The 14,970-nt window shown below is 67.3% G+C and carries 11 protein-coding genes and 1 pseudogene; 8 read left to right on the plus strand and 4 right to left on the minus strand.

Going from position 1 to position 14,970, the window contains the following annotated elements; genetic code table 11:
- Positions 1–35: 35 nt before the first annotated feature.
- Positions 36–647, minus strand: coding sequence for a dephospho-CoA kinase (gene coaE / locus O8I58_RS15830; RefSeq protein ID WP_298318151.1), 612 nt, complete (start codon positions 645–647; stop codon positions 36–38).
- A gap of 31 nt (positions 648–678) precedes the next feature.
- The gene (locus tag O8I58_RS15835) at positions 679–1,173 is read right to left on the minus strand and encodes a methyltransferase family protein (RefSeq protein ID WP_298318153.1); all 495 of its coding nucleotides are present in this window, start codon (positions 1,171–1,173) and stop codon (positions 679–681) included.
- A gap of 153 nt (positions 1,174–1,326) precedes the next feature.
- Between O8I58_RS15835 and O8I58_RS15840 the strand changes: the two genes are divergently transcribed.
- The 8 genes and pseudogenes from O8I58_RS15840 to O8I58_RS15875 all read left to right on the plus strand — a co-directional run bounded on the left by O8I58_RS15840 (position 1,327) and on the right by O8I58_RS15875 (position 12,420).
- A complete protein-coding gene (locus O8I58_RS15840; protein WP_298318155.1) occupies positions 1,327–2,352 on the plus strand; it encodes an MBL fold metallo-hydrolase in 1,026 nt (341 codons plus the stop codon).
- 338 nt (positions 2,353–2,690) lie between these two features.
- Positions 2,691–3,993 (plus strand): annotated as a pseudogene (locus O8I58_RS15845) (NCS2 family permease).
- A 101-nt stretch (positions 3,994–4,094) separates the two neighbouring features.
- Entirely contained in the window at positions 4,095–5,600 is a 1,506-nt protein-coding gene (locus O8I58_RS15850) for an adenosine deaminase family protein (RefSeq protein ID WP_298323065.1), read from the plus strand.
- Between the two features lie 23 nt (positions 5,601–5,623).
- Complete coding sequence (locus O8I58_RS15855) at positions 5,624–6,742, plus strand: nucleoside hydrolase (protein WP_298323068.1); 1,119 nt, start codon at positions 5,624–5,626, stop codon at positions 6,740–6,742.
- 52 nt (positions 6,743–6,794) lie between these two features.
- Positions 6,795–7,892: a purine-nucleoside phosphorylase gene (locus tag O8I58_RS15860; RefSeq protein WP_298318158.1), complete on the plus strand. Its 1,098-nt coding sequence runs from the start codon at positions 6,795–6,797 to the stop codon at positions 7,890–7,892.
- Between the two features lie 139 nt (positions 7,893–8,031).
- On the plus strand, positions 8,032–10,332 hold the full coding sequence (locus tag O8I58_RS15865; protein WP_298318161.1) for a TonB-dependent receptor: 2,301 nt from the start codon (positions 8,032–8,034) through the stop codon (positions 10,330–10,332).
- 175 nt (positions 10,333–10,507) lie between these two features.
- Entirely contained in the window at positions 10,508–11,530 is a 1,023-nt protein-coding gene (locus tag O8I58_RS15870) for a purine-nucleoside phosphorylase (RefSeq protein ID WP_298318163.1), read from the plus strand.
- Positions 11,531–11,538: 8 nt separating this feature from the next.
- Positions 11,539–12,420, plus strand: coding sequence for a glycerophosphodiester phosphodiesterase family protein (locus tag O8I58_RS15875; protein ID WP_298318165.1), 882 nt, complete (start codon positions 11,539–11,541; stop codon positions 12,418–12,420).
- 82 nt (positions 12,421–12,502) lie between these two features.
- On the opposite strand, the gene cysK is transcribed toward O8I58_RS15875, so the two are convergent.
- Positions 12,503–13,462: a cysteine synthase A gene (gene cysK, locus O8I58_RS15880; protein ID WP_298318167.1), complete on the minus strand. Its 960-nt coding sequence runs from the start codon at positions 13,460–13,462 to the stop codon at positions 12,503–12,505.
- Between the two features lie 43 nt (positions 13,463–13,505).
- The gene (gene cysG / locus O8I58_RS15885) at positions 13,506–14,963 is read right to left on the minus strand and encodes a siroheme synthase CysG (protein ID WP_298318170.1); all 1,458 of its coding nucleotides are present in this window, start codon (positions 14,961–14,963) and stop codon (positions 13,506–13,508) included.
- Between the last annotated feature and the right edge of the window lie 7 nt (positions 14,964–14,970).

Genomic DNA, 14,970 nt, shown 5'->3' on the forward strand with positions numbered 1-14,970 from the left:
GGGCTTCACCGGGAAAGCTCCGCTATGAGCCGCTCCTACGCCGTGGCCAGCAGGCGGTAACGCGCGTCCAGTTCGGCCACGGCCAGGGTGATGTCTTCCAGTGAGCCGTCGTTGCGCACGATGTCGTCGGCCAGGGCGATGCGCTGGGCATCGCTGGCCTGCGCGTCGATCATCCGCTGCGCCAGTGTTTCGTCGATGCCATCGCGACGTAGCAGCCGCGCCATGCGGATATCCATCGGCGCGGTGACCACGGCGATGCGCTGCAGCCACGGATAACGTTCGCGGCCGCCGCCCTCGGCCAGCAGCGGGATCATCGCCACCGCATACGGGCCGGTGGCATCGCGGCACTGCTGTTCAAGGGCGGCGCGCACGGCCGGGTGGACGATGGCTTCCAGCGCGCGTCGCGCGTCGGTGTCATCGAACACGCGTCGGCGCATCGCCGCGCGGTCCAGCCGGCCTTCGGCATCCAGCACGGTGGCGCCGAAGGTGTCGACGATCGCGGCCAACGCGGGTGTGCCCGGCTCGACCACGGCACGGGCGATGCGGTCGGCATCGGCCACGAAAATGCCGAGCGCGGTGAACGCGCTTTCCAGTGCGCTCTTGCCCGAGGCGATGCCGCCGGTCATGCCGATGCAGGTCTGGCTCATGGCCGCATTATCCGTGCCGCTGGCGGACTGGCTACAGCCAGCGACGCACGCGCGTGCAATACAGTGAGTAGGCGCCGTCGAACTCGCGGCGCAGGCGGGCTTCCTCGAACGGGATCAGCACCCGCTGCAGCGCCATTAGCGGCAGCGGCAGCAACAGCAGTGCCCATGGCACCACCAGGTATCCGGCCAGGCCGATGTAGCTCAGCACCAGGCTGACGTACATCGGGTTGCGGCTGAGCCGGTACGGACCGCGCACCACCAGCGTGGAGGGTTGGTGGCTGGGCAGGATGGTGGTGCGGCGCAGGGCGAACAGGGCAAAGCATGCCAGCGCCAGCAGCAGCGCGGCGGCAGCCAGCAGCGAGCCGGCCCACTGCATCACCAGCAGCGGCACGGCCTGCGGCAGGGGCAAGGACAGGGCGCGCTGCAGCAGTGCGGCCAGGGCGAAAACTGCGAGGAAATGCAGCGGCGAGGTCGTGCGCACCAGCCAGGGTGCGCGTGCGTGTCCGGCAGCCACCCGGTCGGTCATCCGTTCTTCCAGCACGCCCTGCGGTCATCCACTGAATGCAATGCTGACATCTTAGCGTGGGCGGCCCGGGCAACGTGCCCGAGCGCACCGCGCTTACACTCCACTCCCCCTGATCCGAGTCATGTCATGCGGTCCATCCCGTCGCTTCGCGCCATGTCGTCCCGTCACCCGTCACTGCGCGTTGCCGTGCTGCTGCTTGGCATGCTGCTGGGGACATCGGCTGCACTGGCGCAGGCGCCGCAGGCATCCGGCGGTTTCGAGCTGGTGGCGCTGGGCGTGAACGGAGGACTGGACGACGGCAACCTGTCGTCCTACCTGGTCCGCGCGAAGGGCGATACGCGGTACCTGGCGCTGGATGCCGGCAGCGTGCTGCCGGGCATCGGACGCGCGCTGGAGCACGGTGCCTTCGCCGATGCCGGGCCGTCCGGGGCCGAGACACCACGCGGGCAGGTGTTCCGCGACCTGATCGCCGGCTACTTCATCAGCCACGCGCATCTGGACCATGTCCAAGGCCTGCTGATCGCCGCCACCGACGACACCGGGCACAAGCCGATCTATGGCCTGCCGCCGACCCTGGACACGCTCAGTCGCGATTATTTCAACTGGACCGCCTGGCCGAACTTCGCCGACCGCGGCCCGGCGCCGGCCCTGGGCCGATATCGCCTGACCGAAGCCGTGCCGGGCCAGTGGTTCAACATCCCCGGGACCTCGCTGTCGGCCAGCGTCTATCCGCTGTGGCACGACCGGCTGACCTCGTCGATGGTGCTGGTCCGGTCCGGCGATGCCTACTTCGCCTATTTCGGCGACACCGGCCCGGATGCACTCTCCGGCGGCCAACACCGGCTGGCGGACATCTGGCAGGTGCTAGCGCCGCTGGTGCGGGCCCATGCGCTGAAAGGCATGCTGATCGAGGCCTCGTTCCCCAATGACCTGCCGGACGCCCAGCTGTTCGGCCATCTGACCCCGGCCTGGCTGCAGCGCGAGCTGGACGCGCTGGCTGCAGCGGCCGGTGGGCAGGCGCCGCTCAAGGGCCTGCCGGTGTTGATCGGCCACATCAAACCGACCCTGCAGGCTGGCCGCGATCCGCGCGCTTTGATCGCCAGACAGCTGCAAGACGGAAATCACCTGGGCGTGAGATTCCTGCTGCCAGAGCAGGGCGAAAGTCTGCAGATGCCCTAACGGCGGGGCCTGCGGGCGGGAGGCTTGGTGTGTGTCGTTATTGACACATAACGACAAGTTCTCAGTAACTTGCATTTTCGTAATGCTCGTGTGAAAACAGGATGCTGCTCTGCAGCATCCGTCGTCCGGATGGGAACGCGGCATGGCGCACGCAGCGGGAAACACACCGCTGCTTGCGCCGCTTGCGATCCCTGCCGACAGCGGTGCCAGCCTCCTGCCGTTGCCTGCCCCGGACCGTCCATGCCCGTCGCATCACCTGCATTTGCTGTTTCCCTTGTCTGTTGCCAGCAGGCCGGGCCTGGCCCGCGCGACCTGAATCACCCGGACGCCAGTCGATGATGGGCTGGCCCGGCTTCCGCCTCGCCGAGCACGGCAGCTCGGTCCGCACCGAGCTGTTGGCCGGGTTCACCACCTTCCTGACGATGGCCTACATCGTCTTCGTCAACCCGGACATCCTGGCGGCCGCCGGCATGGACAAGGGCGCGGTGTTCGTCGCCACCTGCCTGGCTGCGGCGCTGGGCTCGCTGCTGATGGGCCTGCTGGCCAACTGGCCGATCGGGCTGGCGCCAGGCATGGGGCTCAATGCGTTCTTCGCGTTTTCCGTGGTCGGGGCGATGGGTTACCCGTGGCCGCAGGCGCTGGGGCTGGTGTTCGTTTCCGGCTGCGTGTTCCTGCTGTTGACCCTGACTGGCGCGCGGCGCTGGCTGGTCGATGGCATCCCGCAATCGCTGCGTAGCGGCATTGCCGCGGGTATCGGGTTGTTCCTGGCCTTCATCGGCCTGCAGGGTGCGGGCCTGGTCGTGGACAGCCCGGCCACGCTGGTCACCTTGGGCGACCTGCACACCGCCGAACCCTTGCTGGCCCTGGCCGGGCTGGTGCTGATCGGCATCCTGGATGCCTGGAAGGTCCGCGGCGCGATCCTGATCGGCATCCTCGCCGTGACCCTGGCGGGCCTGGCACTGGGCAAGGTCCATTACGCCGGGCTGATGGCGCTGCCACCGAGCCTGTCGCCGACCTTCTTCAAGCTGGACATCGCCGGGGCGCTGACCCAGCACGGCGGCGTCATGGCCCTGCTGCACGTGCTGCTGGTGTTCCTGCTGGTGGAGATGTTCGACGCCACCGGCACCTTGGCTGGTGTGGCCCAGCGCGCCGGTCTGCTGGACAAGCCCGAGCAGCGCGTGCAGTTCGACCGCGCGCTGCTGGCGGACAGCACCGCGGTGCTGGCTGGTTCGTTGCTGGGCACCTCCAGCACCACCGCTTATGTGGAAAGCGCCGCGGGCGTGCAGGCCGGTGGCCGCACCGGCCTGACCGCGCTGACCGTGGCCGCGCTGTTCCTGCTGGCGCTGATGTTCTCGCCGCTGGCCGGCATGGTCCCGGCCTACGCGACCGCCGCCGGCGCTGATCTACGTGGCCGGGCTGATGCTGCGCGAGCTGGTCCACCTGGACTGGAGCGATGTGACCGAAGCGATGCCAGCCTGCCTGGCTGCGCTGGGCATGCCCTTCACCTATTCCATCGCCAACGGCCTGGCCCTGGGCTTTGTCAGCCATGCGCTGCTGAAGCTGGGGACCGGCCGCTGGCGCGGCGTGCATGTGGCCACCTGGGTGGTCGCCGCGCTCTTCGTCCTGCGCTACGCGCTGTAGCGCGGCGTGGTGTGGGGACACTGAAGTCAATGAAGCAAAGGGGACCAAGGCACGTGGTAGTCAGCAGGCTGTTGTGGGTGGGTGTGATCGTGGGCAGTGCGCTGTCAGGGACCGCATGGGCGGCCGATGGCGCGCCGGCGGTGCGCTCGAATCAGGCGCGGGTGGCGCAGGTCATGCACGACCTGAGTGGCAATGGCGCGAAGCTGCGCGCCTTCCTGCAGGCCATGCCCAAGGGCGGCGATCTGCACAATCACCTGGGTGGCAGCGTCTACGCGGAAGATTTCCTGCGCTGGGCCGATGCCGAGAATGCCTGCATCGCGGTGGCCGGCCACCAGCTGTCCCCGCCGCCGTGTGGCGAAGGCCAGGTGCCTGCGCGTGGCCTGGCCGCGCGCGATGCGGCGTTCTATTCGGCCACGGTCGATGCGTTGTCGATGCGCAACTTCGTGCCGGGCAATGCCGCGGCGTCGGGGCATGACCAGTTCTTCAGCACCTTCGCGAAATTTGGCGGATTGGGTGGCCATCGTGCCGAAGGCGTGGTGGTGACGCTGGAGCAGGCCGCGCGCGACCACGTGCCCTATGTCGAACTGATCGCCAACCCGCCGCAGGCCGCCGCGCTGGGCAAGCGCGCGCAGACGCTTGCGTGGAACGCGAAGGACTTCGCTGCCGACCTGGCGCCACTGCAAGGCGAGCTGCCCGAACTGGTCAGCGCCGCGCGCGAAGACTTCGCCACGCTCGATGCGCAGGTGCGCACGCTGATGCATTGCGGCCAGGCCGATGCCAGCCCGGGCTGTGGCGTGCGCTACCGCTATGTGCCGTACGTGCTGCGCGTGCTGCCGCCACCGGTGGTGTTCGGCCAGATGGTGATGGGTTACGCGCTGGTGCAGGCCGATCCTGAGCGCTTCGCCGCGGTGAACATCGTCGCGCCGGAAGACAATCCGGTCGCGCTGTCCGACTACCGCCTGCACATGGACATGTTCCGCTTCCTGTCCACGCGCTACCCGACCGTGCCGCTGACCCTGCATGCCGGTGAGCTGGCGCTGGGCCTGGTGCCGCCGGCGGACCTGCGTTTCCACATCCGCGATGCGGTCGACGCCGGTGCCAGGCGCATCGGTCATGGCGTTGACATCGGTTACGAGGACGATGCCGCCGGCCTGATGGCGCAGATGAAGGCCAGGCACGTTGCAGTGGAGATCAACCTGTCCAGCAACGACGGCATCCTGGGGGTCAAGGGTCGTGACCATCCGCTGCAGATGTATCTGGCAGCTGGCGTGCCGGTGGTGCTGTCCACCGATGACGAAGGTGTCTCGCGCAGTGACATGACCCACGAGTACCAGCGTGCCGTGCAGGAGCAGGGCGTGGATTACGCCACGCTCAAGCAGATCGCGCGCAACGGCCTGACCTACGCGTTCATCCCCGGCGACAGCCTGTGGAATGACGATGGCAGCGCGCCGGGTGCGGCCTGTGCCGCAAGCCTGCGTGCGAATGCAGCCAAGCCCGATGCGCGCTGCGACGCGCTATTGGCCAGGAGCGAGAAGGCGCGCATGCAGTGGCAGCTGGAACGCGACTTCGCTGCGTTCGAAACGCAGATCCTGAAGGGTGCGTATTGATGGCTGGTCACGCCATCAAGTGGATGAAAGCGGCGGCGCTGTGTGCCGCACTGGCCTGCGCGCTGCCGTCGCTGGCCGCCGAGAAAAAGCTGGTGATCCTGGACGACGACCTGGACGGCTTCGCGCCTGCGCAGGTGATGGCATTGCAGGCGCCGGACGTGCAGGTGCTAGGGCTGACCACGGTCAGCGGCAACGTGTGGGCGACCGAAGCCACCGCGCACGCGCGCCGCATGCTGGAAATCACCGGTCATCCGGACGTGCCCGCCGTGCCTGGCGCGGTCTACCCGCTGGTCAATACCGAAGCGGCCACCGAACGCTGGGAAGCGCTGTACGGCAAGCTGGTGTGGAAGGGCGCATGGATGAAGCACTGGGTGGAAAACAATTTCCAGGCCGATCCCCAGTACCACGGCCCTGAGGTCGTGCCGACTTTGAAGCTGGGCAACCCCGGCGTGGTGAAGGCTTCCAGCGAGCTGGCCGCCAACTTCATGATCCGCATGGTCCACGCGCATCCGGGCCAGGTGACCATCATCGCCACCGGGCCACTGACCAATCTGGCGCTGGCCCAGCGCCTGGACCCGCAGTTCGCGACACTGGCCAAGGAGCTGGTCTACATGGGCGGCAGCCTGGAGCCGAAGCAGGCCCGCGACAGCGAGGCGGCACGGCAGTTCGCGCGCGAGTTCGTCAACACCCCAAGGCGCGAGTTCAACATCCGCTTCGATCCGGAAGCGGCCAGCATCGTCATGCGCGCGCCGTGGCAGAAGATCGTGATGGTGCCGGTCGATCCGTCCACCGCCACCGAGGTCACGCCGGAACTGCTCACGCGCATGCGTGCGGCCAATACGCCGATTTCCAGGGCACTGGCCACGCGTGCCACCGGCTTCCCGCTGTGGGACGAACTGGCCGTTGCGGTGTGGCTGGACCCGACCCTGATCACCGAATCCGACGACCTGATGGTCGACACCAACACCGAACACGGCGCGGGCTACGGCGACATCCTGTCGTGGAGCGCGCCGTATGCGCCGGGCCAGGGCGAGCAGCGCGAAACCGTGGTGCGCCAGATCGATGTGCCGCGTTTCGAGGCGCTGATGTCGCAGCTGCTGACGCGTCCGCAGCCGCAGGCGGTGGGAGCGTCGGTGCCATGAGTTATTCGTCTTCCAGGCAGCGTCTTCCGCTTCCTCTTTCCCGGGAGTCGCAATGTCGTTGATGAAGTTCCGCCGTGGCCTGGCCGTCGTTGGCCTGGCGCTGGTCGCGCAGCTGGCCGGGGCCGCCGAACCGGCCGTGCCGGCGCAGGCCGCGCCGAGCGCGCGCATTGCGGTGAAGATGGTGGTAGTGGCCAATTTCGAGAACGGCGCCGATACCGGTGACAAGCCGGGCGAGTACCAGTTCTGGGTCGAGCGCGAACACCTGGACCAGACCATCGCCGTGCGTGGTGCCGAACGTCCGGTGCGTCGCAACGACCAGGGGTTGTACGGGCTGATCCTGAGCGACATGGATGCCTTCGTGCTGGATCCGCGCTTCGATTTCAGCCACACCTACTGGCTGTTTACCGGCATCTCCGGCGGCAATCCGAACGAGGTCTCGGTTGGCAGCGCCGCCTGGGCGCGTTGGGTGGTCAACGGCGACCAGCTGCGCGAGTTCGACGACCGCCAGGTGCCCAGGGACTGGCCGTATGGCCTGTTCGCCATCGGCGCGATGAAGCCCAATGCCTTGCCGACCGATCCCAATGGTTTTGGCAGCGTCGAAAGTCCCGAAGAGCTGGGCATGGCCTACACGCTCAATCCGTCGCTGGTGCAGTGGGCGTATGAGCTGACCAAGGGCGTGAAGATTCCCGACACCGCCGAGCTGGCCGCGCGCCGCAAGGCGTGGGTGGGCTTTCCCAATGCGCAGAAGCCGCCGCAGGTGATCCTGGGCGAAACCCTGGGCAGCAAACGTTACTGGCATGGCTCCATGCGCAACCAGTGGGCTGAGGATTGGGTGAAGTTGTGGACCGGCGGCAAGGGCCGCTTCGTCATGACCAATATGGAAAGCCAGAACGCCGCCCAGCGCATCAAGCGCTACGGCCAGCTGCACCTGCTCGACCCGCAGCGGGTGCTGGTGCTGCGCACCGCGAGCAATCCTTCGATGCCGCCGCCGGGCATGGACCCGCTGGCGACCATCGGCGATGAAACGCCGGGGCAGGTGGCCGCCTATGAAGCCAACTACCGGGTCGGCGTGCCGGTGATCCACGAAATCCTGCAGCACTGGGACCGCTACCAAAGCGTGCTTCCCGGTGCGGCCACGCAGGCGCACTAAGCAGGACGTTGAACGCTGGCGGGCCGATGGAATGGCTCAAACGACCATCGATGATTCTGTCGTGTCCATCCGGCCACGAGGGTGTCAGCGAGGTTCGAAGTTTCTTTCGCTCAACCTTACCCACACAGGCACTCCCCACATGAATAAAGGCATCCTGACCCTCGCCGTGACGGCCGCGCTGTATGCGTCCGCTGGCGTCGCGTTCGCGCAGGACTCGACGGGCACCGACACCACCACCCAGCGTTCCAGCGTCACCAGCACCTCCAACACCACCAACTCCAACGCGACCAAGCGCGCGGTGCAGCAGCTGGACGCGGTCCAGGTCAGCGGCCAGGTCGAGTCCATCGGCGGCGGCAACATGCAGTACCAGGCCGCCTCCAAGGCGGTGTCCACGGTCGGCCGCGAGGCGATCCTGAAGTCCACGCCGGGTGCCAACTTCACCCAGGCGCTGACCAGCATCCCGGGTGCGATCTCGGCCACCAACGACGTCACCGGCCTCAATGACGGTGCATTCACCGTGCGCGGCTTCCCGGGCGACGAAGTCGGCGTGACCGTCAACGGCGTGCCGATCAACGACTCGGGCAACTACAAGATCTACGCCACCGAGTACGGCGACACCGAGAACATGGGCGACATCACCGTCGAACAGGGCTTCCCGAGCGTCACCTCGCCGGTGATCGGCGCGGCCGGCGGCAATATCGCCTGGGTCACGGTCGACCCGACCCATGATGCCGGCCTCGATTTCAGCCAGAGCCTGGGCAGCAACGACTACAAGCGCACCTTCCTGCGTTACAACACCGGCGATACCGGTCCGGTGCGTTCGTGGATCTCCTATTCCAACAACCAGACCGACCTGTGGCGCGGCGCCGGCCAGTCCAAGGTCACCAAGATCGACGCCAAGTCGATCTGGACCATCGACGACGACAATTCGGTCACCGCCTCGCTGCAGTACAACCGCGAGATGAAGAACAACTACCGCGCCCTGACCAAGAGCCAGATCGCGCAGTACGGTTACAAGACCGGCTACAGCAGCCTCTACAGCGCCTCCAGCGCCAACACCTACTCGGGCCTGCAGACCAACCCGTTCCGCAGCTGGATCCTCAGCCTGGACGGCGAGTTCACCCTGACCGACAACCTGCACCTGTCGGTGGTGCCGTACTTCGTCTACGGCTACGGCGGCGGCGGTTCCGGCTCGGGGACCGGCACCGGCAACTACTACAACTTCTACACCTCCGACACCTGGCGTCCGGGTGTGCACGTCAAGTTCAAGCAGGACTTCAGCGAGAACGACAGCCTGGAGTACGGTTTCCTGGCCGAGCGCCCGCGCCAGAGCGCCCTCAATGCGCGCCTGGGCGTCGATGCCACCGGCGGCGCGTCGGACCTGTGGGGGCATAACAGCGCCTATTACCTGAAGAACTCGGCCGGCAACCCGTACATCGCCTACAAGTACTCGGTCACCACCCCGACCGAGCGCGTGTTCGCCAACAACACCTGGACCCCGACCGACGACCTGTCGGTGACCGTTGGCGGCGCCTACACCTGGATCAAGCGCGAAGGCACCTACTACAACCTGCCCGACTCCGGTTCGACCAGCGAGTTCTCGGCCACCGGCTCCAAGAGCTACAAGCGCTTCACCCCCAGCGGTGGCGTGAAGTACCAGCTCAACGATGCCAACCAGCTGTATTTCGGCGTCGGCAAGACCTATCGCGCGCCGATCGCGTTGGCCGCGATCGACGACGTCTACAACGCTGCCTACGCCGCCGCGACCGGTACCAGCACCAGTTCGGGCAACGCTGAGCCGGAGCAGGCCACCACCGCCGACTTCGGCTGGCGCTTCTATGGTGACAAGGTCAGCACCGTGATCGATGCCTTCGCCACCAACTTCAAGAACAAGCAGTTCAGCGGCAGCGATGCGAACACCGGGCAGTACGTGTACTTCGGCCTGGGTGCGGTGCAGATGCGCGGCATCAACGGTGAATTCAGCTACAAGTTCAACGACAACTGGAACCTGTACAGCTCTTACGCCTACACCGAAGCCGAGATCAAGGATGACGCGTCCAACGGTGCCGCCACCGCCGGCAGCACCCTGGTCAACGTGCCCAAGCACGCCGGCTATGCCGCGCTGAACTACACCCAGGGTCCCGTCTGGGCCAGCCTGACCGGCACCGTGCAGAGCGGCATCTGGGGCACGTTCACCAACGCGGCCGGTTCGTACTCGGGCGGCTTCGCCGTGCTCAGCCTCAATGGTGGCTACAACTTCAACGACTTCGGTGGATTGAAGAAGCCATACATCAAGCTCAACCTGTACAACCTCGGCAACCGCAAGGCGCTGACCTACTCGTCGACCACGAGCCTGACCACCACCGCCTCGGCCGCGACCTGGCAGCTGCTGCAGGACCGCACCGTCATGGTGACCTTCGGCGGTTCGTTCGGCCTGTAAGCGCAGCATCGTGCGTGGCGTGCATCCCGGTGTCCCGGCGATGCACGGCGCACGGGGCGTCGCTGGCTTCACCGCCGCGGCGCCTGGTTTTTCTCCGATGCCTGCAGTCTGCCGCGCACGCGCGTGTCGGCCTGCAGGCATCGCTTTATCCACGCTTCTACATTCCAAGGTGCGCATGTCCCGTTCCAAGACCATCGCCTGGCTGCTGGCCCTGTCTTCCTGCTGCCTGGTCAGCGTCGCCGCGGCCGCGGCGCCCCTCGCGCCCAAGGTGCTGGTGATCACCATGTTCACCCCCGAAGCAGCGCCGTGGCGCGCGGCCGAGGATTTCACCGTGCAGGTCGATGTGCCCGGCCTGTCACCCCAATTCCCGCAGGTGTCGTGCACCGATGCCGACCTGTGCCTGATGACCACCGACATGGGCCTGGCCAACGCGGCCAGTTCGGTCAGTGCGCTGGTGCAGTCGGGCAGGTTCGACCTGAAACAGACCTACTTCCTGATCGCCGGGATCGGCGGCGTGGACCCGGCCGATGGCACGCTGGGTTCGGCGCACTGGGCCCGTTATGCCATCGACGGTGGGCTGCTGCACGTCGTGGACCCGCGCCAGCAGCCGGCTGACTGGTCGTCCAATCTGGTGATGCTGGGGGCCAAGGCCCCGGGCGAGAAGAGCGCCTGGAAGACCGGCACCGAGGTCTTCCAACTGGACGAAACCCTGCTGCAGAAGGCTTATGCGCTCAGCGCCAAGGTCCCGCTGGAAGACAGCGACGTGGCCAGGGCCTATCGCACCCGGTACCCGCAGGCCGCAGGCCATGGCGCGCCCAGGGTGAGCATCTGCGACACCCTGACCAGCGACACCTACTGGCACGGCAGCCGCATCGCCCAGGCGATGGAGGCTTACGTGAGCCTGACTACCGATGGCAAGGGGAACTACTGCACGACCCAGATGGAGGACAATGCGACCCTGACCGCGCTCAAGCGGGGTGCCGATGCCGGGTTGCTGCAGTTCAACCGCATCGCCCTGCTGCGCACGGGCTCCAACTTCGACCGTGAAGCACCCGGGCAGGATGTCGGGAGTTCGCTGTCGGCCAAGTCGGGCGGCTTCCTGCCGTCCACCCACAACGCCTACCGCGTCGGTCATGCGTTGACCACCGACATCCTGACCCACTGGGATGCGTGGTCCAGCGGTGTACCGAAAGACTGAGTCATGCCATGCCCGTTTCATTGCTGTCCTTCACCAAGCGCGCCCTGCTGGGGTTGACCATCAGTGCGCTGCTCGCCGCCCCAGCGTTCGCCCAGATGGTGCAGGGCTCGACCCTGCCGCAGGCGCGCCTGACCCAGCGTCCGCTGATCGTGGCGCACCGCAGCCGCCAGTCCCCGGACCAGGCCGAGAACAGCCTGCAGCAGATGCAGCGCACCGCCAGCCGCACGGTGGGCGTGGAGATGGACCTGGCCACCAGCAAGGATGGCGTGCTGTACCTGCTGCACGACGACACCCTGGACCGCACCACCACCGGCACCGGCCCGCTGGCCGCACAGGACAGCCAGGCGCTCGATGCGCTGCGGCTCAAGGACGGCAAGGGCCAGCCGACCAGCGAAGCCCTGCCGCGCCTGACCCAGGTGCTGGACTGGGCCACGGCCACGCCGGAAGTGATCCTGATGCTGGACCTGAAAGGCACCCGCGTGTCCAAGGTCGTCCCGCTGCTGCGCGACAGGAACCTGCTCAACCGCGTGATCCTGCTGACGTTTGACCGCACCACCGCGGTCGAAGCGCTGCGCCATGCCGACGGTGCGCTGGTTTCGGTGCTGGTGACCAGCAATTCGGACGTGAACTATTACCGCCGTGTCGCCGGTACGCGCCAGCTGGCCATGTACGTGCCGCAGACCGCCAGGCCCAAGCTGTTCTCCCAGGCCCAGGCCAAGCAGGCCCTGATCGTCAGTGACCTGCTGCAGGGCATCGACGCGGACATCGACCCGGTCGCGTCCAAGGCGCGCACGCAGGGCTGCAAGGCGTATCACGACTACATCGACCAGCGGCACATCGACGTGCTGGTGTCGAACAACCCGGTCTGCGCCGCGGAAACCATCAAGTAATCCGGTCGCGCGAGCTTCCGGAATGCACACGGGCCGCATCAAGCGGCCCGTGTGCTGTGTGGCGAGAGGTTCGCCGCTTGCCTTACGGCAGGCCGGCCAGCCAATCGTCGTCGCTGCCTTCGTTGATGTCGGCAAACAGCGGCGTGGAGAAGTAACGCTCGCCGGTATCCGGCAGCATCGCCAGGATCACCGAGCCCGGCACGGCCTTCTCGGCCACCTCCAGCGCGGTGGCCACGGTGGCGCCAGCGGAGATGCCGACGAAGATGCCTTCCTCGGCGGCCAGGCGGCGCGAGGTCTCGATCGCACGCGCGTCGTCGATCGTGTACAGCTCGTCGAAGACGTCGCGGTTGAGCACCTCCGGCACGAAATCCGGCGTCCAGCCCTGGATCTTGTGCGGCTTCCACTCATCGCCCTTCAGCAGGGCGGCGCCGGCCGGTTCGGTGGCGATGATCTTTGTTTCAGGACGCGCGACCTTGAGCACTTCGCCCACGCCGGTGAGCGTGCCGCCCGTGCCCCAGCCGGTGACGAAGAAGTCCAGGCGCTTGCCGGCGAAGTCACGCAGGATTTCCGGCGCGGTGGTGTTGCGGTGATAGGCCGGGTTGGCCGGGTTGGCGAACTGGCTGGCCAGGAACCAGCCATGCTGCTCGGCCAGTTCCTTGGCCTTGCGGACCATGCCGGTGCCGCGTTCGGCCGCCGGGGTCAGGATCACCTTGGCGCCGTAGGCGCGCATCAGCTTGCGGCGTTCGATGGAGAAGGTCTCCACCATCGTGGCGACGAACTTGTAGCCACGCGCGGCCGCGACCATCGCCAGGGCGACGCCGGTGTTGCCGGAAGTGGCTTCGACGATGGTGTCGCCGGGCTTGAGCAGGCCCTTCTGTTCGGCGTCGAGAATGATCGCCAGGGCCAGGCGGTCCTTGACCGAGCCGCCCGGATTGAACGACTCGACCTTGACGTAGACGCTGGTGTGCGCCGGGGCGAGGCGATGAAGCTTGACCACCGGGGTGTTGCCGATGGTGTCCAGGATGCTGTCGTAGATGGCCATGTGGCGCGGGTCTCCGTAACGGACGTTGAAGTATGGAAGGCGTTTACGCGGCGCGCGACAGCGTGTGCGCGGCCGCGTTGGATTCATGTGTGGAGGCGGCGTCACCCAGTGGTGCATCGCCATACCAGTGCAGCGTGTGGGCCAGCGCGGTGACTTCGCCCAGGAGCAACAGCGCGGGCGATTGCACGTCGAACGAACGGGCCGTTTGCGGCAGGTCGGCCAGGGTGCCGGTGATCACGCGCTGGGTGCGGCGCGAGCCGTTTTCGACCAGCGCGAACGGGATATGCGGCGTGCGCCCGGCGGCGATCAGCTTGTCGCGAAAGGTTTCCAGCCCGGCCACGCCCATGTACACGGCCAGGGTCTGGCGTTCCTGCGCCAGTGCCTGCCAGTCCAGCGTGTCCAGCGAATCCTTGCAGTGCGCGGTGACCAGGCGCACGGCCTGGGCATGATCGCGATGGGTGAGCGGAATGCCGGAGTACGCGGCGCAGGCCAGTGCGGCGGTGATGCCGGGCACCACTTCGAAGGGCACGTCATGGGCCTTGAGGAATTCGAGTTCCTCGCCGCCGCGGCCGAACACGAACGAATCGCCGCCCTTCAGGCGCACCACGCGCTTGCCGGCGCGGGCGTGTTCCAGCATCTGTGCGTGGATGTCTTCCTGGCGGGTGCTGTGGCCCTTGGCCGACTTGCCGACCTCGATGCGGGTCGCATCGCGCCGCGCCATCGCCAGGACTTCGGCACTGACCAGGCGGTCGTGCAGGATCACGTCGGCTTCGTTCATCGCGCGCAACGCATTGAGCGTGAGCAGGCCGGCGTCGCCCGGGCCGGCGCCGACCAGGGTGACGATGCCCACCGTCGGTGCCCGTGGGGCCAGCGACAGGGCGCGCTGCAGTTCGGCTTCAGCGGCTTGGCCCTGGTGCTGGCGCAGCAGGCGCGGCACGGCGCCGGCCAGCAGGTTTTCGAAGAAGCGACGGCGCTCGCCCATTTCCGGGAAACGGGTGCGGATGCGGGTGCGCTGGCGGCCGAGCAGGGCGATCAGTTCGCCCCACGAGGCATCCAGCAGGGTTTCCAGCTGGCGGCGGATGTGGCGGGCCACCATCGGCGCGTGGCCGCCGCTGGAGATGGCGATCTGCAGCGCGCCGCGCTCGACGAGGGCAGGCACCTGAAAGCTCGACAGCTCGGCGTCGTCGACCACATTGGCCAGCAGGCGGCAGGATTCGGCAGCGTCGGCGACCGCGCGGTTGACGGCGGGGTCGTCGGTCGCGGCAATCACCAGCCAGACCGCGTCCAGCCACGCCGGGATGAACTCCCCAGCGGTCCACTGGATACGCCCCTCCGCGACCCATTGATCCAGGCGCGGGGTCAGCGCCGGTGCGCCGACGCGCGGCAGGGCGCCGGCATGCAGCAGCGCCTCGACCTTGCGTTCGGCGACCGCGCCACCGCCCACGACGCGCACGGCGCGGCCACGCAGATCGGCGAACAAGGGGAACAGGGCAGTGCTCACGGGAGGG

Source organism: Pseudoxanthomonas sp. (assembly GCF_027498035.1).
Classification (GTDB): Bacteria; Pseudomonadota; Gammaproteobacteria; order Xanthomonadales; family Xanthomonadaceae; genus Pseudoxanthomonas_A.

What these genes read in the sequence shown, in the direction of transcription:
- O8I58_RS15840 (WP_298318155.1), top strand. Translation starts at nt 1,327, where the DNA reads ATGTCGTCCCGTCACCCGTCACTGCGCGTTGCCGTGCTGCTGCTTGGC.
- O8I58_RS15875 (WP_298318165.1), top strand. Translation starts at nt 11,539, where the DNA reads ATGCCCGTTTCATTGCTGTCCTTCACCAAGCGCGCCCTGCTGGGGTTG.
- O8I58_RS15860 (WP_298318158.1), top strand. Translation starts at nt 6,795, where the DNA reads ATGTCGTTGATGAAGTTCCGCCGTGGCCTGGCCGTCGTTGGCCTGGCG.
- O8I58_RS15870 (WP_298318163.1), top strand. Translation starts at nt 10,508, where the DNA reads ATGTCCCGTTCCAAGACCATCGCCTGGCTGCTGGCCCTGTCTTCCTGC.
- O8I58_RS15835 (WP_298318153.1), bottom strand. Translation starts at nt 1,173, where the DNA reads ATGACCGACCGGGTGGCTGCCGGACACGCACGCGCACCCTGGCTGGTG.
- coaE (WP_298318151.1), bottom strand. Translation starts at nt 647, where the DNA reads ATGAGCCAGACCTGCATCGGCATGACCGGCGGCATCGCCTCGGGCAAG.
- O8I58_RS15865 (WP_298318161.1), top strand. Translation starts at nt 8,032, where the DNA reads ATGAATAAAGGCATCCTGACCCTCGCCGTGACGGCCGCGCTGTATGCG.
- cysK (WP_298318167.1), bottom strand. Translation starts at nt 13,462, where the DNA reads ATGGCCATCTACGACAGCATCCTGGACACCATCGGCAACACCCCGGTG.
- O8I58_RS15855 (WP_298323068.1), top strand. Translation starts at nt 5,624, where the DNA reads ATGAAAGCGGCGGCGCTGTGTGCCGCACTGGCCTGCGCGCTGCCGTCG.